General features: G+C 75.5%; 19 protein-coding genes. 5 read left to right on the forward strand and 14 right to left on the reverse strand.

Features of this window, described 5'->3' with window-relative positions; translation table 11 throughout:
• The first annotated feature begins 3 nt into the window (after nt 1-3).
• Entirely contained in the window at nt 4-1,158 is a 1,155-nt protein-coding gene (locus ACUXPL_RS04495) for an ADP-ribosylglycohydrolase family protein (protein ID WP_454182194.1), read from the forward strand.
• A gap of 5 nt (nt 1,159-1,163) precedes the next feature.
• Here the strand turns inward: ACUXPL_RS04495 and ACUXPL_RS04500 are convergent, their stop codons facing one another.
• Genes ACUXPL_RS04500 through clpS form a run of 7 tightly spaced genes read right to left on the reverse strand, consistent with a single transcriptional unit; the run spans nt 1,164 to nt 6,658 of the window.
• On the reverse strand, nt 1,164-2,309 hold the full coding sequence (locus ACUXPL_RS04500; RefSeq protein WP_454182196.1) for an exonuclease domain-containing protein: 1,146 nt from the start codon (nt 2,307-2,309) through the stop codon (nt 1,164-1,166).
• Entirely contained in the window at nt 2,306-2,995 is a 690-nt protein-coding gene (locus ACUXPL_RS04505; protein WP_454182198.1) for a non-canonical purine NTP pyrophosphatase, read from the reverse strand. The genes ACUXPL_RS04500 and ACUXPL_RS04505 overlap by 4 nt, the downstream gene beginning before the upstream one ends.
• Nucleotides 2,992-3,756 (reverse strand): ribonuclease PH, encoded by a 765-nt coding sequence (gene rph / locus ACUXPL_RS04510; protein ID WP_180537275.1) that lies wholly within the window; start codon nt 3,754-3,756, stop codon nt 2,992-2,994. Before rph ends, ACUXPL_RS04505 begins: the two co-directional genes overlap by 4 nt.
• A 22-nt stretch (nt 3,757-3,778) precedes the next feature.
• Nucleotides 3,779-4,594 carry an MBL fold metallo-hydrolase gene (locus ACUXPL_RS04515; RefSeq protein WP_454182200.1) on the reverse strand — a complete coding sequence of 272 codons (816 nt, stop codon included), beginning with the start codon at nt 4,592-4,594 and terminating at the stop codon, nt 3,779-3,781.
• A complete protein-coding gene (gene murI / locus ACUXPL_RS04520) occupies nt 4,591-5,523 on the reverse strand; it encodes a glutamate racemase (RefSeq protein ID WP_454182202.1) in 933 nt (310 codons plus the stop codon). Before murI ends, ACUXPL_RS04515 begins: the two co-directional genes overlap by 4 nt.
• Entirely contained in the window at nt 5,520-6,287 is a 768-nt protein-coding gene (locus tag ACUXPL_RS04525; RefSeq protein ID WP_454182204.1) for a DUF2017 family protein, read from the reverse strand. Before ACUXPL_RS04525 ends, murI begins: the two co-directional genes overlap by 4 nt.
• Nucleotides 6,288-6,295: 8 nt before the next feature.
• On the reverse strand, nt 6,296-6,658 hold the full coding sequence (gene clpS / locus ACUXPL_RS04530; RefSeq protein ID WP_063190330.1) for an ATP-dependent Clp protease adapter ClpS: 363 nt from the start codon (nt 6,656-6,658) through the stop codon (nt 6,296-6,298).
• A 64-nt stretch (nt 6,659-6,722) separates the two neighbouring features.
• Between clpS and ACUXPL_RS04535 the strand changes: the two genes are divergently transcribed.
• From ACUXPL_RS04535 to ACUXPL_RS04545, 3 genes are all read left to right on the forward strand, one after another.
• The gene (locus ACUXPL_RS04535; protein WP_454182207.1) at nt 6,723-8,075 is read left to right on the forward strand and encodes a nicotinate phosphoribosyltransferase; all 1,353 of its coding nucleotides are present in this window, start codon (nt 6,723-6,725) and stop codon (nt 8,073-8,075) included.
• Nucleotides 8,076-8,078: 3 nt separating this feature from the next.
• A complete protein-coding gene (locus ACUXPL_RS04540; protein ID WP_454182209.1) occupies nt 8,079-8,762 on the forward strand; it encodes an isochorismatase family protein in 684 nt (227 codons plus the stop codon).
• A 149-nt stretch (nt 8,763-8,911) separates the two neighbouring features.
• A complete protein-coding gene (locus ACUXPL_RS04545) occupies nt 8,912-9,373 on the forward strand; it encodes a GNAT family N-acetyltransferase (RefSeq protein ID WP_454182211.1) in 462 nt (153 codons plus the stop codon).
• On the opposite strand, the gene ACUXPL_RS04550 is transcribed toward ACUXPL_RS04545, so the two are convergent.
• The 6 genes from ACUXPL_RS04550 to ACUXPL_RS04575 all read right to left on the reverse strand — a co-directional run bounded on the left by ACUXPL_RS04550 (nt 9,335) and on the right by ACUXPL_RS04575 (nt 15,186).
• Nucleotides 9,335-9,589, reverse strand: coding sequence for a hypothetical protein (locus tag ACUXPL_RS04550; protein WP_454182213.1), 255 nt, complete (start codon nt 9,587-9,589; stop codon nt 9,335-9,337). The two genes, ACUXPL_RS04545 and ACUXPL_RS04550, sit on opposite strands and share 39 nt — an antisense overlap.
• Nucleotides 9,568-11,388: a DEAD/DEAH box helicase gene (locus ACUXPL_RS04555; RefSeq protein ID WP_454182215.1), complete on the reverse strand. Its 1,821-nt coding sequence runs from the start codon at nt 11,386-11,388 to the stop codon at nt 9,568-9,570. The genes ACUXPL_RS04550 and ACUXPL_RS04555 overlap by 22 nt, the downstream gene beginning before the upstream one ends.
• Complete coding sequence (locus ACUXPL_RS04560) at nt 11,381-11,725, reverse strand: DUF3039 domain-containing protein (protein WP_010079007.1); 345 nt, start codon at nt 11,723-11,725, stop codon at nt 11,381-11,383. Before ACUXPL_RS04560 ends, ACUXPL_RS04555 begins: the two co-directional genes overlap by 8 nt.
• A gap of 23 nt (nt 11,726-11,748) precedes the next feature.
• Nucleotides 11,749-13,350, reverse strand: coding sequence for a Tat (twin-arginine translocation) pathway signal sequence (locus ACUXPL_RS04565; RefSeq protein WP_454182217.1), 1,602 nt, complete (start codon nt 13,348-13,350; stop codon nt 11,749-11,751).
• On the reverse strand, nt 13,341-14,165 hold the full coding sequence (locus tag ACUXPL_RS04570; RefSeq protein ID WP_454182218.1) for an ABC transporter ATP-binding protein: 825 nt from the start codon (nt 14,163-14,165) through the stop codon (nt 13,341-13,343). The genes ACUXPL_RS04565 and ACUXPL_RS04570 overlap by 10 nt, the downstream gene beginning before the upstream one ends.
• A gap of 64 nt (nt 14,166-14,229) precedes the next feature.
• The gene (locus ACUXPL_RS04575; RefSeq protein ID WP_454182220.1) at nt 14,230-15,186 is read right to left on the reverse strand and encodes a co-chaperone YbbN; all 957 of its coding nucleotides are present in this window, start codon (nt 15,184-15,186) and stop codon (nt 14,230-14,232) included.
• Between the two features lie 125 nt (nt 15,187-15,311).
• On the opposite strand from ACUXPL_RS04575, the gene ACUXPL_RS04580 reads away from it, so the two are divergent.
• Entirely contained in the window at nt 15,312-16,634 is a 1,323-nt protein-coding gene (locus ACUXPL_RS04580; protein WP_454182222.1) for an AI-2E family transporter, read from the forward strand.
• Nucleotides 16,635-16,668: 34 nt separating this feature from the next.
• Here ACUXPL_RS04580 and ACUXPL_RS04585 read toward each other — a convergent pair whose 3' ends face one another.
• Nucleotides 16,669-17,028 (reverse strand): hypothetical protein, encoded by a 360-nt coding sequence (locus tag ACUXPL_RS04585; RefSeq protein WP_454182224.1) that lies wholly within the window; start codon nt 17,026-17,028, stop codon nt 16,669-16,671.
• Nucleotides 17,029-17,044: the final 16 nt, after the last annotated feature.

Raw genomic sequence — 17,044 nt, forward strand, 5'->3', positions numbered from 1 at the left:
GGCATGTCCGCCACCGCGCCCGATCCCACCGCCTCCTCGTCCATGCCCCTGCCCGGCCCCGAGCACGCCGATCGGGTCCTGGCCCTCCTCGCGGCCGGTGCCGCCGGGGACGCGCTGGGCGGCGTCGTCGAGTTCACCCCCGCGTCGGGGATCGCTGCGGTGCACGGCCCCGCCGGCGTCACCGACGCCGCGGACCTGCTCGCCCAGGAGGGCGCCCACGCCCTGCCGATCACCGACGACACGCAGCTGACGCTGTACGTGCTCGACGGCCTGCTCGAGTGGATCGAGTGGCAGAACGACGGCGTCCCGGCCGATCCCGCCGCGTGCGTGTGGCTCGCGTGCCTGCGCTGGTTCGCCACGCAGGACGGCGCGCTGCCCGAGGGCGCTCCCCCGGCCCCGCCCCGCTGGATCGACGCGCACGCGGAGCTGAAGGTGCGCCGCGCGCCGGGCACCGCGTGCCTGAGCGGGCTCGCCGAACCGGGGATGGGCCTGCCGGGCGACCCGCACAACCCGGGCTCGAAGGGCTGCGGGACGGTGATGCGCTCGGCCCCGTACGGGATGGTCCCGGGGCTCGAGGACCCGCACGTCGTGTCCCTCGCCCGCCAGGGGGCCGTCCTCACGCACGGCCACCCCACCGCGTGGGTCGCGGCGGCGGCCTACGCCCTCGTCGTCGCGGCGCTGCTGCGTGGCCTGGACCTGGCCGCCGCGGTCGCGCATGCCCGCGCGTGGCTCGACGGCCTGGGCGAGGAGGCCGAGCAGACCCGCGCCGCCGTCGCCGCGGCGGTCGACCTGGCCGGCACCGTCGACGCCGACCCCGGCGCCCCCGGCGCCCTCCCCACCGCGCTCGGCGAGGGCTGGGTCGCGGAGGAGGCCCTGGCGATCGCGCTGTATGCCGCGCTCACCGCGCAGGCGGCGCACCCGGTCGATCCGGCGGCGGCGCTCGCCCTGGCGCTGCGGATCGGCGTGAACCACGACGGCGACTCCGACTCCACGGCCTCGCTGGCCGGGCAGGTGCTCGGCGCGGCGCACGGCACCGCCGTGTTCGGTGCGCACGACCCCGCGGACCGCGCCGCGGCCGAGGCCTCCGTCCCGGGGTGGATCGCCGAGCGCGAGGTCGTCCTGGAGGCCGCCCGGCGCTGGAACGCCGCGACCACCTGAGCGGCTCAGCGCGCGGCGTCCGGCCGGTTCCCGTCGAGCATCTGCAGGAACTCCCCCTCGGAGACCAGGGCGATGGCCTGCCCACGGTCCCGCCGGCGCAGGGCGTCCCGCGTCTTGCGGTGCGCCAGCGCCGTGGTCACGGCCTGCGGTGCCCCGTCCTCGGCGCGGGGGCGGTGCAGGTCCGCGGCCTCGAAGCCGTCCCCCACGACGAGCATCGTGGTGGCCGCGCCCACCCGGTTCGCGGTCTGCGCGCCGTGCGCGGCCGCGCGCGTCTTGGCACTCTGACGCGACATGCCGATGCCGCCCGTGAACACCACGGTCTGGCCGAACAGGGGGTGGCCCGGGTCGGCGGCCGGGTTCGGGAGCGGATTGACGCCCTCGTCCGGCCAGCGCATGAAGTCGGGCATGGCGCGTTCGTCCCGCAGCGGGACCCGCGCGTCGAAGACGCCCTCGGTGCGCCGGGCCTGGCGGGTGGCCTTCGACTCGGAGCCCGATCCCGCCGCCCGGGGGGCGAGGACGCTGACGCTCAGCCCCTGGGCCCGCATCAGGCGGTCGACGCCGCGGCCGGCCGGCGCGTCGGTCAGCCCCGGCAGGACGTCCGCGTCGGCCGGCGGCGCCCCCAGCACGCGCCGGCCGATGTCCACGAGGATGGCCGCGCAGGCCTCGGCGTCGGCCAGTGCGTCGTGGTGGCGCCCCGGGGTGAACCCGGCCTCGCGCGCCGCGGAGGGCAGGGCGTACGAGGGCAGGTCGTAGACGCGGCGCGCCAGCACCAGGGTGCACACGAACTCCAGGCCCGGCACGTCCCGGCCGGAGACCTCGAGGCCGGACTCGATGACGCCGACGTCGAAGCCCGCGTTGTGCGCCGCGAGCACGTCCGTCCCCACGAAGTCCGCGAGCTCGTCGTACACCTGCGCGAACCGGGGGGCGTCCAGGACGCGGTCCTCGGTGATGCCGTGGATGCGCACGTTGCGGGGATCGAACCGGTCGAAGCCGACGGGCGGACGGATCAGCCACTCGGCGCGCTCCACCATGACCCCGTCCCGCACCCGGACGGCGCCCACGGCGCACGGGGAGCCGCGGAAGCCGTTGGCGGTCTCGAAGTCGATCGCGGTGAAGTCCAGCCCCGGCACGGGGACGCGCCCGCCGCTCACGGGCGCGCGTCGAGCGCGTCCACCAGGTAGGGCAGCAGGGCGCGGAAGGCGTGCCCCCGGTGGCTGATCGCGTTCTTGTCCTCGGGGCTCAGCTGCGCGGTGGACACGTCCCGGCCCTCGGGGCGCAGGATCGGGTCGTAGCCGAAGCCGCCGTCCCCCACGGGCTCGCGCAGCAGCGTGCCGGGCAGGCGGCCGTGCTCCACGTGCTCGACGTGGATGGCCCGGGTGCCCGCGGCGTCCGGGCCGCTGGGGACGGCGAGCGCGGCGGCGCACACGAACTGGGCGCCCCGATGCTCGTCCGGCACGTCGGCCAGCTGGGCCAGCAGCAGCTCGAGGTTGGCACGGTCGTCCCCGTGGCGCCCGGCCCAGCGGGCCGAGAAGATCCCGGGGGCGCCGTGCAGCACGTCCACGGCCAGACCGGAGTCGTCCGCGACGGCGATCAGCCCGGTGTGCGCGGCCACGGCGCGGGCCTTCTTCAGCGCGTTCTGGGCGAACGTGACGCCGTCCTCGACGACGTCCGGGGCGCCCACGGCGCCCGCGTCCACCACCGCGGTCTCCGCGTCGAGGCCGGGCACGGCGCCGGCGAGCAGCTGCCGCAGCTCGCGCACCTTGCCCGCATTGTGCGTGGCGAGCACGACGCGGGCGCCCTCCGGCAGGCCCGACGGCGAGGAGGCGGGCGCGCTCACGCCCGGTCCTCCGTGGCGGCGGCCAGGGTCTGGGCCTGGATGCGGGCCAGCTCGCCCGTGCCGATCAGGGCCAGGTCCAGCAGGGTGTCCAGCTCGGCGCGGGTGAACGGCACGCCCTCGGCGGTGCCCTGCACCTCCACGAACTCCCCGGCGCCGGTGACGACCACGTTCATGTCCGTCTCCGCCTTCACGTCCTCCACGTACGGCAGGTCGAGGACGGGCACCCCGTCCACGATGCCCACGGACACCGCGGCGACGGAGTCCTTGAGGACGGCGGCGCCCTTCGCGAGGATCCCCTCCCGCCGCGCCCAGGCCACCGCCTCGGCGAGGGCGACGTAGGCGCCCGTGATGGCGGCGGTGCGGGTGCCTCCGTCGGCGTCGAGGACGTCGCAGTCCAGGACGATGGTGTTCTCCCCCAGGGCGGACAGGTCGATGACGGCACGCAGGGACCGGCCGATCAGGCGGGAGATCTCGTGGGTGCGCCCGCCGATCCGGCCCTTGACGGACTCGCGCTGGCTGCGCTCGTTGGTGGCCCGCGGGAGCATCGCGTACTCGGCGGTGACCCAGCCGGTCCCCTCGCCCTTGAGCCAGCGCGGCACGCCCTCGGTGAAGGAGGCGGTGCACAGCACGCGGGTGTTCCCGAACTCGATCAGGGCCGAGCCCTCCGCCTGCCGGGACCAGCCCCGGGTGATGGTGATGGGGCGCAGCTCGTCGACGGCGCGGCCGTCCGGGCGTGGGGCGGTGGTGGCGGGAGAGCTCATGGCCTCCAGTCTAGGCACGCCCTCAGACGCCGTAGCTCAGCCCCGAGACGGCGACCGCCAGCGGGCCGGCGTACACCTCGCGGGCCTCCTGGACGGCGCGCTGCGGATCGTTCCACACCGGCAGGTGGGTGAGCAGCAGCTTCCGGGCCCCGGCCTGCGCCGCCGTCTCACCGGCCCGTCGGCCGGTCAGGTGGACGCCGTCGATGCCGTCGTCCCGGCCCTCGTGGAAGGCGGCCTCGCACAGGAACACGTCCGCGTCCCGCGCGGCCTCGACGAGCCCCTCACACGCGTCGGTGTCCCCGGAGTAGGTGAGCACGCGGGTGGTGACGTCGCCGTCGTCGTCGACGCGGTCCACCTCGACCCGGATCGCGTAGGCCTCGTCGATGGGATGGCGCACGGGGACCGGGGTGAACCGGAACGGACCCAGCCGCTCGGTGCGGCCGGCGGTCCAGCACCGGAACTCGAAGTCCTGGTGCATCCCCGGCTCGGGGTCCATCCCGTACGCCTCGGCGATGCGGTCGGCGGTGCCGGCGGGTCCGTAGACGGGCAGCCGGCCGCGGCCCCAGCCGGCCGGGTTCCAGCGGATGGCCACGTGCATCCCGCACAGGTCCATGAAGTGGTCCGGGTGCAGATGGGAGAGCAGGATGCCGTCCAGGTCCTCGAGCTCGACGTAGCGCTGCAGCACGCCGAGGGCGCCGTTGCCGAGGTCCAGCAGGATCCGCCACGTGCGCGGGGTGACGCCGTCCTCGGCCACGCCCTCGGCGGTGAGGAGGTAGCACGAGGCGGGCGAGCCCGGGCCGGGGAAGGACCCGGAGGCCCCGATGATGGTCAGCTTCACGTCACACCCTCCTGCTCGGCGCCCGGCCGGACGGAGGCCGTCGAGCGCGTCGGGACCGGCGCGGCCGCGGGGCGGGGCGCGCCGATCGTCTCCAGGCGTCGCACGGACTCGACCTCGGGTCCGAGGAAGCGGCGCGCGAGGGCCTGGAAGTGGTCGGGGTCGCCGGTGGCGGCGAAGCGGTGGCGGGTGGCCTGGCCGGAGCCCGCGGCCGAGTGGGGGTGCTCGAGGCCGAGGCGGACCAGCTCCCGGTAGAGGTCCTTGGCGGTCTCCTCCGCGGAGGAGACGAGCGAGACGTCCTCCCCCATCACGAGGGAGAGCGCGCCGGTCAGCAACGGGTAGTGGGTGCATCCCAGCACGAGGGTGTCCACACCCGCCGCACGCAGCGGGGCCGTGTACTCCCGGGCGGTCTCCAGCAGTTCGGGGCCGGTGGTGATGCCGGCCTCCACGAACTCCACGAACCGCGGGCACGCGACCGAGGTGATCTCGAGGTGCGGGGCGGCCGAGAACGAGTCCTCGTAGGCGCGGGACCCGACGGTCGCCTCGGTGCCGATCACGCCGATCCGGCCCGTGCGGGTGGCGGCCACGGCGCGGCGCACGGCGGGCTGGATCACCTCGATCACGGGGATGCCGTGGCCTCCCGTGTAGCGCTCGCGGGCGTCGCGCAGCACGGCGGCCGACGCGGAGTTGCACGCGATCACGAGCGCCTTGACGCCCCGCGCGACGAGCTCGTCCATGATCGCCAGGGCGAGGGCCCGCACCTCGGCGATGGGCCGCGGGCCGTACGGCGAGTGCTCCGTGTCGCCCACGTAGAGGATGGACTCGTGGGGCAGCTGGTCCATGATCGCCCGGGCCACGGTCAGCCCGCCCACGCCCGAGTCGAACACGCCGATCGGCGCGGCGGCGTCCACGACGGTGCGCCGGCCGGTCACTGCTCGTCCTCCGCGTCCCCGGCGCCCGGAGCGGACTCGTCCGAACCCTCGGGCAGCTCGCTGAGCATCTCCGTCATGAGCGTCTCCAGCAGCCACGAGGTGAAGTTGTAGAGCAGGGCCATGGTGGACTCGACGTCCTCCGCGCTGCGCCAGTCGTCCACGGCGTGCACGCGGGCGGCGTCCTCCTCGGTCTCGACGCCCAGGCGGGCGGCGAGGACGAGGCGCACGTCGTTGAGCGCGCGGCCGAAGGCCGGCGCCTGGTCATGCGGCACCTCCACGCGCGTCGAGCGCAGCAGCTCGAGTGCCAGGCGCGCGTCCGCGAGCTTCCCCTCGGACAGGGCGTCCTCGGTCAGGGCCCGGTGGGCGCCCTGCTCGGCGGCGCCGGCCCGGGGCATCGCATCCGGCAGCAGGCGTGCGACGGCCGGGTCGGCCGGGGCCGAGCGCTGCGGCTCCGGGTCCTGGCTCAGGTGCAGACCGGAGACCAGCCCCCAGAACGCGGCGTCGGATTCGTCGAGTCCGGCCACGGGGCCCGCGTCCTCCGCGGCAGGGACGGACGGCGGCAACGCCGGGATGTCGTCGAGCGTGTCGACGCCGTCGTCGGCGGCCACGGCCCCGGCGGGGTCCGCCTCGGCGGGGCGCACGTCCGCGCGTCGGCCCTCGAGCAGGGCGACGACGTCCCTGACCAGCCCGCGCAGCAGGCGCACCTCCGGCAGCTCCAGCTGCGCCGTGTACCCCCGCCGCGTCCAGCGGAACCGTTCTGCCATGCCCCTCCTCAGTCCTCCGCCTGCTCCAGCGTGGCCCACAGCCCGTAGCCGTGCATCGCGCCCACGTGCAGCTCGGCCTTCTCCTTGGTGCCCGTCGCCACCACGGACCGGCCCCGCTCGTGGACCTCGAGCATGAGCCGCTGCGCCTTGGCGGCGGAGTAGCCGAAGTGGGTGCGGAACACGTAGGCGACGTAGCTCATCAGGTTCACCGGGTCGTTCCACACCACGACGTTCCACGGCCGGTCCCGTGCCGTGTCCTCGTGCGGCCGCTCCAGCAGGGCGGTGTCGGCGGCGCCGGCGGGGACGGACTCGCCCGGCGCTGGACGCACGGCGCGCGGCGCGGACGGATCGTGGCGGGTCAGCACGGACATGCGCCCCAGTGTACGAGGCGAGCGGGCCAGGACCGGCCCCGCGACGGTCCACTAGGGTGGGCGCGTGAGCCAGAACCCCGTGCCCAGCGCCCCGCGGACCGCCGACGACTGGCAGATCCCCACGGCGCTGATGACCGACCACTACGAGCTGACCATGCTCCAGGCCGCGCTGAAGGCCGGCACCGCGCACCGCCGCTCCCGCTTCGAGCTGTTCACGCGACGCCTGCCCAGCGGCCGCCGCTACGGCGTGGTGGCCGGCGTGGGCCGCGCGCTGGAGGGCCTGTCCCGCTTCCGGTTCGACACGCCCGAGCTCGACTTCCTCGCGGACACCACCGCCCTCGACGACGCCACGCTGGCCTGGCTCGCCGACTACGAGTTCACGGGCGACATCGTGGGCTACGCCGAGGGCGAGGCCTACTTCCCGCACTCCCCCCTCCTGCAGGTGGAGTCGACGTTCGCCGAGGCGTGCATCCTGGAGACCTACCTGCTCTCCATCTACAACTACGACTCCGCCGTGGCCTCCGCCGCCTCCCGCATGACGTCCGTCGCGGACGGCCGCCCGTGCGCCGAGATGGGTTCGCGCCGCACGCACGAGGAGTCCGCCGTGGCCGCCGCTCGCGCCGCGGCCATCGCGGGCTTCACCGCGACCTCGAACCTCGAGGCGGGCCGCCGGTACGGCATCCCGACCGTCGGCACCGCCGCCCACTCCTTCACCCTGCTGCACGATTCGGAGCGCGCCGCCTTCGAGGCCCAGGTCGCCGCGCTCGGGGCGGACACCACCCTCCTCGTGGACACCTATGACGTGGAGGAGGGCGTACGCACCGCGGTCGAGGTGGCCGGCCCGGCCCTGCGGAACGTCCGGGTCGACTCCGGCGACCTGGTGATCCAGGCCCACCGGGTGCGCGAGCTGCTCGACGAGCTGGGCAACACCGAGACCGGGATCATGGTCACCTCGGACCTGGACGAGTACGCGATCGCCGCCCTGCGCTCCGCCCCCGTCAGCTCGTACGGCGTGGGCACGCGCCTGGTCACCGGATCCGGCGCGCCCACCGCCTCCATGGTCTACAAGCTCGTGGCCCGCCAGGACGACGACGGCACGTGGGTGGACGTGGCCAAGGCCAGTTCCGGCAAGGCCAGCCGGGGCGGCCGCAAGGAGGCCGCGCGCCGCCGCGACCGGCGGGGCCGGGCCACCGCCGAGGTGATCGGCGTCAACCGCGGCGCCGCGCCCGACGCCGACGACCGTCCCCTGCTGCACCGTTTCGTGCACGCCGGCGAGCTGGCCGAGGGCTGGACCGGCCCCGAGGCCGTCACCCGCGCCGCCGAGCGGCACGCCGCCTCCCTGCGCGAGCTGCCCGCCTCGGTGGGCCGCCTGCAGCCGGGCGACCCCGCCATCCCGACCATCTTCCTGGAGGACTGACCCGTGGAGAACCTGAACCGCGCCCTGGTGATCGTGGACGTGCAGAACGACTTCTGCGAGGGCGGCGCCCTCGGCGTGACCGGCGGCGCCGCCGTCGCGGCCGGGGTCAGCGAGCACCTGGCAGAGCACGCGGACGCCTACGCGGCCGTAGCCGCCACGCGCGACTGGCACGTCGACCCGGGCACGCACTTCGCCGTGGCCACCGGCGCCGAGCCGGACTTCCGCACCACCTGGCCGGTGCACTGTGTGGCCGGCACCGCCGGCGCCGAGCTGCACCCCGACCTGGACGTCGAGCACCTCGACGCCGAGTTCCTCAAGGGCCTGCACACGGACGCCTACTCCGGCTTCGACGGCGCCCTCGGCGAGCCCGACGCCGTCCCGACCGGGGCCGCGGGCGAGCGCCCCTCCGGGACCGTCGGCCCGTACGGGGCCACCGCCGTGGCCGCGGCCGCCGTGGAGGCCGGCGCGCCCGGCCTGGACGAGTGGCTGCGGGAGCAGGGCGTGGACGCGATCACCGTGGTGGGCATCGCCACGGACCACTGCGTGCGCGCCACCGTGCTCGACGGCCTCGACGCCGGCTACGAGGTCACCGTGCTGACCGACCTGGTCGCCGGCGTCGACGAGGCGGCCGCCCAGGCCGCGCTCCACGAGATGGAGGCCGCCGGGGCCATCCTGGCGACCTCGTGAGCGGGTTCGAACCCGCGCAGCGCCCGCGTCGCCTCTGAGGCGCCGCACGTCGCGGCAGTGACGAATGTCACGACGTGCGGCATGATGGAGGCACGCGGCCCCGGCGGGCGTGCCGGAGCCGGCGCCCGACGCAGACGAGGAGAGCAGCCATGACCGACTCCCCCATCGCCGCAGACCGGGACGGCATCCGCTACCTCTCCGGGGCGATCCCGGCCGCCGACGACGTGCGCGCCCTCTACGACGCCGTGGGCTGGTCCGCCTACACGGCGGACACGGACACGCTCATGGGCGGGCTGCAGGGCTCGGCCACCGTGGTGACCGCCTTCGACGGCGGCCGTCTGGTCGGCCTGGCCCGCGTGGTCTCCGACGGACACACCATCGCCTACCTGCAGGACATCCTCGTGGATCCGGGGCACCAGCGCCGCGGCATCGCCTCCGAGCTGCTGCGCCGCGTCTTCGCCCGGTTCGGCCATGTGCGTCAGCACGTGCTGCTCACGGACACCGAGGAGCGCCAGCGCGCCTTCTACGAGGCCCATGGATTCCGCGAGTCCCGTGACGTGGAGGGCGACGAGCTACGCGCCTTCGTGCGCTTCCAGTCCCGGGACGGCTGAGCCCGGCGCCCAGGCCGGCACGGCCTGCCGCTGCCCCCGAGCGGGGGCGGCGGCGAGATCGCCGAGCCGCTCGGCCTCGTGCGGGCCGGGCTTCATGGCGCGCAGCGCGTTGACGATGGCCACGATGTCCACGAGCTCCTGACACAGCGCGCCGACCAGGGCCGGGATGGCGCCCGCCGCGACCCCGACGGACCTCAGGTCCGGCCGACGAACCACCCGCGCAGGGTGCTCAGCCGCTTCTCCAGCTGCTCGCGGGAGGCCTGGGCCACGGCGGGGCCGCCGGAGATCTCCCGCAGGCGGTTGTGGATCACCCCGTGCGGCTGGCCGGAACGGGCCGCCCAGGCGGACACCGTCTTGGACAGCTCGGAGCGCAGCTCCTTCATCCGCCGGTGGTCCACGACGTCGGCGGGCTCGGCCGCCTGCGCACGCGGCCGGCGCTGGATCTGCTCGGCCTGCCGCTGCCGCAGCAGGGCGGAGACCTGCTCGGCGTCCAGCAGGCCCGGGATGCCGAGGAAGTCCTGCTCCTCCTCCGAGCCGACGGCGCCGCCGAGGCCGAACTCGCCGCCGTCGAAGAGCACCTTGTCGAAGCTCGCCCGGGACTCGAGGGCCTCGAACTTCTCCCGTGTCAGCGCGTCCGAGCCGCTCTCGGCCCGGTTGGCCTCCGCGATGAGGTCCTCCTCGGGGGCGTCCTCGAGGTCCTCGACCTCGACGGCGCCCTCCTTGCGGTCCAGCGCGTGGTCCCGCTCGAGCTCCATCTCGTTGGCCAGCAGCATGAGCGCGGGCACGGACGGCAGGAACACCGAGGCGGTCTCCCCGCGCCGCCGGGAGCGCACGAAGCGGCCCACGGCCTGGGCGAAGAACAGGGGCGTCGACGTGGACGTGGCGTACACGCCCACGCACAGGCGGGGCACGTCCACGCCCTCGGACACCATGCGCACCGCCACCATCCATCGCTCGTCCGACGCGGCGAACTCCTCGATGCGGTCCGAGGCGCCCTTGTCGTCTGAGAGGATCACGGCCGGCCGCTGGCCGGTCAGCGCCTCGAGCTGCGCGGCGTACGCGCGCGCGTCCTGGTGGTCCGTGGCGATCACGAGACCGCCGGCGTCGGGCACGTTGCGGCGCACCTCGCTGAGCCGCCGGTCGGCCGCGCGCAGCACGGACGGGATCCACTCGCCCGCCGGGTCCAGCGCGGTGCGCCACGCGGAGGCGGTGATGTCCTTCGTGGCGGCCTCGCCGAGCTGAGCCTCCATGACCTCGCCGGTGGAGGTCTTCCAGCGCATCTGCCCGGAGTAGGCCATGAAGATCACCGGGCGCACCACGTGGTCCCGCAGCGCCGGGCCGTAGCCGTACGTGTAGTCCGCCTTCGACCGCTCGATGCCGTCCGCACCGAGTTCGTAGCGGACGAAGGGGATGTAGGCGGTGTCCGAGCGGAACGGGGTGCCGGTCAGGGACAGCCGCCGCGTGGCCGGCTCGAACGCCTCACGGATGCCCTCGCCCCAGCTCAGGGCGTCGCCGCCGTGGTGGATCTCGTCCAGGATCACCAGCGTCTTGGCGGCCTCGGTGCGGTTGCGGTGCAGGACGGGCTTGTTCGCCACCTGGGCGTACGTCAGTGCCACCCCGCGGTACTCGGCGCCGTGCCGCCCGTCGGCGTTCTTGAAGTTCGGGTCGATGGCGATGCCGACGCGCGCGGCGTTGTCCGCCCACTGACGCTTGAGGTGGTCCGTGGGCGCGACGACGGTCAGCCGCTGCACGACGCCGGAGTCCATCAGGATCTTGGCCACGCGCAGCGCGAACGTCGTCTTGCCCGCGCCGGGGGTCGCGACCGCCAGGAAGTCCTGCGGGGCGGTCTGGAGGTAGCGCTCCAGCGCCTCCTGCTGCCACTGGCGCAGCTTGGGGGCCGTCCCCCACGCCGCGCGCTCGGGCATGGCGGGGGGAAGGTCCTCGCCGATGTGGAACAGGTCGTGCTGGACGCTGCCGTCCGGGGTGCCGCTCGTCAGGGAGCGGCCGTCAGCCACGGCCGCGGCCTCCGAACCAGCCACCGCGCTTGCCGCCGCCGTCGCCGTCGCCGCCGTCCTGCGGCTCGCGCAGGCCCTCGTAGATCTCCTTGCACGTGGGGCACACGGGGAACTTGTTCGGGTCCCGGCCCGGCACCCACACCTTGCCGCACAGGGCGATCACGGGGGCGCCGGTGACGGCGGACTCCGTGATCTTCTCCTTGCGGACGTAGTGGGCGAAGCGCTCGTGGTCGCCCGGCTCGATCTCCTGCCGCAGCTCCTCACGCTCGAGGACGGACGTGCCGCCGCCGGCGGGCGCGAAGGGGTCGTTCAGGTCGGGTTCGCCGGTCACACTCATGCAGGCCAGTCTAGCCGCGCCCCTCAGAAGGCGGCCACGGCCTGGTAGGTCTCGGCCTGCGCGCGGTCGTACCAGCGCGCCCCCAGGCGCACGCCCAGCCACAGCGCGACGGCGCCCCACGCGAGCCCGAGGGCCACCGTCACCCAACCCCACACGGCGGCCCCGGTGACGAGCCAGACCACGAAGGGCGCCAGGAACGGCACCGCGAGCGCGAGGCTCACCAGCAGCGAGACGCCCTGGACGAGCATCGTGCGCATGGCCGCACCCTGCGGCGTCTTGAACGGGCTGTCTCCCGGCTTCGGCACGGGGTACACGAAACGGGCGGAGACGAACGCGGACAGCCCGGCGGTCGTCCCGAACAGGCCGAGGGCCAGGCCCAGCATCGGCGCCAGGAGGGACCACTCCCCCGCCGCCGCCACCGTCGCCGTCGTCACGAGGAGGATCATCGGCACGCCCCAGCCCGCCAGGCCCAGGACCCGGCCCCAGCGGTCGTCCACGCCCCGCACGCCCGAGACGACGTGAAGGTGGAACGCCGTGTGGTCGTAGGCGATGTCCGCGGAGATCGAGTAGGCCAGGGACCAGGCGGTGATCGGCCCGAGGACCAGCAGCAGGCCCAGTCCGGGACCCCCCTCCCCGGCCATGCCCCCGGTGAACCACAGCAGGACGGCCATGAGCGGGATGATGATGAGCCCGGCCGCGTACCGCGGGTCGGCCAGCCAGTAGCGCTGGGCGCGGGCCGCGATCGCGGTGCGCGGGCCCGTGGCCGGTCGGCCCAGCCAGCGAAGCGGCGTCGGGTCCGCTCCCGCGGCGACGCGGCGGGACCGACCGCCGCCCACGGCCACCGGCTCCACGGTGCGGCGCACGGCCAGGTGCCACAGGGCCAGGGCGGCCAGGCACCAGGCGGCCGCCACCGCGAGGTGGAGCGCGACGGCGGCGCCGCGGCCCTCGGCGGCCGCCCACGCCGCGGCGGGGCCCGCCCCGAACGGGGTCCACGCCGCGCCGCGGGCGATCTGGGGCGCGATCGCCAGGAAGTCCTCGAACGACGCGATGGCCCGCGAGAGGGCGAGGCCGCCGAGCATGAGCGGGATGAACAGCAGGACGGAGACGACGTCCCGCACCCGACGCCGGCTCGCGTAGGCGGCCAGGAGGCCGGCGAGGCCGGAGCCGATCGCCACGGCGGTCACCGCGGTGAGCGCGCCCCCGACCAGGCCCGCCGCCAGCGCGGCCGGCCGGTCCCACCAGCTGGCCCCCAGGCCCAGCAGCACGGCCAGCGTGGCGAGCCCGACCGGCGTCGTGAAGGCGCTCAGGACCAGCCCGGCGATGAGGGTGCGGGCCGGAACGGGGAAGAGCACGAAGCTGTGCGGGTCGAGCGTGGCGTCCACGCCCGTGACGAACGGCGGGATGACGAGCCAGGCGAGCACCACGACGGCGGCGGCCAGCACGGTCGTGGCGCCGCGGGCCTCGTCCGGCAGGGCGGGCAGGCCCGTGACGAGCAGCGTCACCGCCACGGCGGCCATGCCGAGCACGTACAGCGCGCCGAGCACGCTCATCACCAGGGTGAACGGGGACCGGCGCCACTGGTTCAGGGTCAGCGTCCAGCGCAGTCGGACGAGCGTCAGAGCCATGCCAGCCCCTCCGAGCCGTGGCGGCCGCCGACGAGGTCCACGAAGCGGTCCTCGAGGTCGCGCCCGTCCCGGACCTCCTCGAGCGTGCCGGCGGCCCGCAGCGTCCCGGCCGCGATCACGGCGACGTGGGTGCACATGCGCTGGACGAGGTCCATCACGTGGCTCGAGACGATCACGGTGCCGCCCCGCTCCACATACGAGTGCAGGATGTCCCGGATGTTCGCGGCGGAGACCGGGTCCACGGCCTCGAACGGCTCGTCCAGGACGAGCAGGTCCGGGGCGTGGACCATGGCGGCCGCCAGGGACACCTTCTTGGTCATGCCGGCGGAGTAGTCGGCCACGAGCTTGCGGCCCGCGTCCTCCAGGTCCATCACCCGCAGCAGGTCCGCGGTCCGCTCGGCCACGGTGTCCGCGTCGAGGCCATGCAACAGCCCGGCGTAGGTCACGAGCTGCGCGCCCGTGAGGCGATCGAAGGTCCGCACGCCGTCGGCGAGCACGCCGACCCGGCGCTTGGCCTCGAGGGGCTGCTCCCACACGTCGACGCCGTGGATCCAGGCGCGGCCGTGGTCCGGGCGCAGCAGCCCGGTGGCCATGGACAGGGCCGTGGTCTTGCCCGCCCCGTTGGGCCCGACCACCCCGAAGAACGAGCCGGCCGGGACGTCCAGGTCCAGCGCGTCCAGCGCCAGCTTGTCCCCGAACCGCTGGGTCAGCCCGCGGGTGACGAGGGCGAGGTCCGGATCGGGGGCGTCCGCCGCGCGCCGACGGGCGGTGGCCGCGAGATGGGCGGGGGCAGGCTCGGGCTCGTGCGGAGTCATGCCTGGGACGTTACCCACCGTCAGGCGGACACGGCGTCCTCCTCAGGGATGAACCGTGGGTCCCTCAGAACAACGCTGCGGCCAGCCGGCGCCGCGAGGCCTGCACGCGGGGGTCGTCCGTGCCCACCACCGTGTAGAGGTCCACGAGGTGGGCGCGCGCCGTCTCACGGTCCTCGCCGGGGTGGAGGGCGATGAACCGCACGAGCCGGGCGAAGGCGTCCTCCACGTGGCCGCCGAGCACGTCCAGGTCGGCGACGGCGAGCTGGGCGGCGACGTCGTCCGGGCTGTCCGCGGCGGCCGCGCGCACCGCCGCGGCGTCGGCGTCGCGGGTGCGCAGCATGAGGCGGGCCGCGGACAGGCCCTGCTGGGCCACGGCGTCTGCGGGGCTGTCGGCCAGCGCCGCCTCCCACGCCGAGACGGCCCCGGGCAGGTCGTCGGCGGCGAGGGCCTCGTGGGCGGCCCGGTGCAGCGGCGGCACGGGCGGAGCCTCCGCGGCCGCGGCGCCGGCGTCCTGGCGCGCCGGGGCGACGGGGGGCACGGTGCCGGCGACGCCGTTCTGACGGGCCACCTCGAGGATCTCCCCCATGAGCTGGCGCAGCGTCTCCTCCGGCACCTCCTGATTGACCAGCGGCACCGGCTGCCCCGCCACCACGGCCATGACCGCGGGGCCGGCCCCCAGGCCGAGCGCCTGCAGCACTGCGGGCTCCTTCGCCACGTCCAGACGCGCGAGCACGAGCCGTCCCGCCTGGGCGTCGACCGCGTCCGCGAACTGCCGGTAGAGCGCCTCGCTCGCCGCGGCCCCGGGCACGTGCAGGTGCAGCAGCACCGGCACCTGGGCGGAGAGCTGGACCAGCTGCTGCAGCAGACCCTGGTCGGCGTCCGCGATGACCCACGAGCCGCCGCCGGCGCCGGCGTCGGCCCCCGGCGCGGTGCGCCCGGCCGGGGCCGGGGTGCCGAGCGAGGACAGGTCGACGGCGCCGCGCAGGTGGGACGGGGCGTCGGAGGGGGGCTGGGCGGTCACGTCGGTCACGATCCTTCCGGTCCGGGGCCGCCCCGTCGCCGGGGCGAGGGGCGTTGTCACTGGGCCCCACGGTAGCCTCCCGGGCGCGGCGCGGTCAGACCGGGGCCCTGACGTACGCTGAGCGCGTGGAGGAGAAGGAGACCGCATCCGGCCCGGACGCCGCCGGCGTCGCCGACGTCCGCGCCCCGGCCGAGCCCGAGGGCGCCGAGCAGCCGCCCGTGGCCGGCGTCCCCGTGGAGCCGGTCGGGGTGGCCGCCGCGCCGCCGTCGCACGGGCCGGCGCCCGCCGGGCGTCGTCGACTGCTCCGCCTGGGCTCCGTCCTGCGGCGGCGCCGTCCCTTCCTCGAGGAGGACCGGGTGGACCCCGAGTCGGTCCCCGCCGACGGCGCCGAGGATCCGGCGGTCGCGGCCGTGGCCGTCGCGTCCCCCGTGCTGACCGGCTTCCTGCTCGCGGTCGGCGTGGCCCTGGCCATCGGCGTCGTCTCGGTGCTGCGCACGAACGGGCAGCTGATCGTGTGGATCGCCGCGGCCCTGTTCATCGCCCTGGGCCTGGACCCGCTGGTGCGCCGGGTCGAGTCCTGGGGCGCGCCCCGCTGGGTCGGCGTGCTCACGGCCGCGCTCGGCCTGGCCGCCGTGGCCGGAGCGTTCGTCGCCCTCCTGGTCCCCACGGTGATCGAGCAGTCCACCCAGCTGGTCCAGGACCTGCCGGCCATCATCGACGGGGTGATGCGGGCCGAGTGGTTCGTGCAGCTCGACGAGGAGTTCCACCTCCAGGAGGCCGTCCGCGCCCAGACCGAGCGCCTCGCCGCCGACGGCGCCGCCGTCACCGACCTGTTCGGCGGGCTCCTCGGCTTCGGCCAGACCGTGCTGAACGCCGTCTTCTCGGTGCTCGTGGTGGTCGTGCTGACGCTGTACTTCCTCTCCTCCCTGCCGCACATGAAGTACTGGGCCTACCGGCTCGCACCGCGCTCGCGCCGGCCCCGGATCGAGGCGCTGTCCGAGCAGATCACCTCCTCGGTCGGCCACTACGTGATGGGCCAGTCCTTCGTGGCCGCCCTCAACGGTGCGGTGGCGTTCACGGCGCTGGCCATCGCCGGCGCCCCCTTCGCCGTCCTGCTCGCCGCGATCGCCGCCTTCATGGCCTTCATCCCGCTGGTGGGCGCCGCGATCGGCGGCACGCTGCTGACCCTCGTGAGCCTGCTGACCTCGTGGCAGACCGCCGCCGTGTTCGCGGCCATCTACTTCGTCTACCTCCAGATCGAGGCCTACGTCATCTCGCCGCGCGTCATGGCGCGCGCGGTGTCCGTGCCGGCGGCCGTGGCCGTGATCGCGGTGATCGCCGGAGGCGCGCTGCTCGGCGTCCTCGGCGCCCTCATGGCGATCCCGCTCGCCGCCGCGCTGCTGTTGCTGGTCCGCGAGGTCTTCATCCCCCGCCAGGACGCCCGGTAGGCCCACGACGGCGGCGCGGCCCGGACCGTCGCGCTCAGCGGCCCGGTCGGGCGCGCCAGCACACCGGGTGCCAGTGCCGCCGGTCCGCGCCCGCGTCCTCGTCCCCCATGATCCAGTCGGCGCGCCAGGCCACGAGGTGCGCCTGGCCCTGCCGGATCACCCGACCGCAGCCGGGGCACGTGTAGTCCTTCACCGCGCGCCACGCGGGGATCTGCCGGACGTGCCAGCCGCCGTCGGACCCGAACTGGCGCGAGTAGCCCGCGTCCAGCCCGAGGAGCTCCTCGAGCGGGTCGGCGCGCCCCGGCGACGGCCGGGACCGCCGGGAGGCGCCGGAGGCCCCGCGCTCGCTCCGCCGAGGCGTGGACGAGCGGCGGGGGCGGTTCGAACGGGGCATGCCCCCATGCTGGCAC

Source organism: Micrococcus sp. 140720015-1 (assembly GCF_053627595.1).

What these genes read in the sequence shown, in the direction of transcription:
- ACUXPL_RS04495 (WP_454182194.1), top strand. Translation starts at nt 4, where the DNA reads ATGTCCGCCACCGCGCCCGATCCCACCGCCTCCTCGTCCATGCCCCTG.
- rph (WP_180537275.1), bottom strand. Translation starts at nt 3,756, where the DNA reads ATGAGCTCTCCCGCCACCACCGCCCCACGCCCGGACGGCCGCGCCGTC.
- ACUXPL_RS04525 (WP_454182204.1), bottom strand. Translation starts at nt 6,287, where the DNA reads ATGGCAGAACGGTTCCGCTGGACGCGGCGGGGGTACACGGCGCAGCTG.
- clpS (WP_063190330.1), bottom strand. Translation starts at nt 6,658, where the DNA reads ATGTCCGTGCTGACCCGCCACGATCCGTCCGCGCCGCGCGCCGTGCGT.
- ACUXPL_RS04545 (WP_454182211.1), top strand. Translation starts at nt 8,912, where the DNA reads ATGACCGACTCCCCCATCGCCGCAGACCGGGACGGCATCCGCTACCTC.
- ACUXPL_RS04560 (WP_010079007.1), bottom strand. Translation starts at nt 11,725, where the DNA reads ATGAGTGTGACCGGCGAACCCGACCTGAACGACCCCTTCGCGCCCGCC.
- ACUXPL_RS04565 (WP_454182217.1), bottom strand. Translation starts at nt 13,350, where the DNA reads ATGGCTCTGACGCTCGTCCGACTGCGCTGGACGCTGACCCTGAACCAG.
- ACUXPL_RS04570 (WP_454182218.1), bottom strand. Translation starts at nt 14,165, where the DNA reads ATGACTCCGCACGAGCCCGAGCCTGCCCCCGCCCATCTCGCGGCCACC.
- ACUXPL_RS04585 (WP_454182224.1), bottom strand. Translation starts at nt 17,028, where the DNA reads ATGCCCCGTTCGAACCGCCCCCGCCGCTCGTCCACGCCTCGGCGGAGC.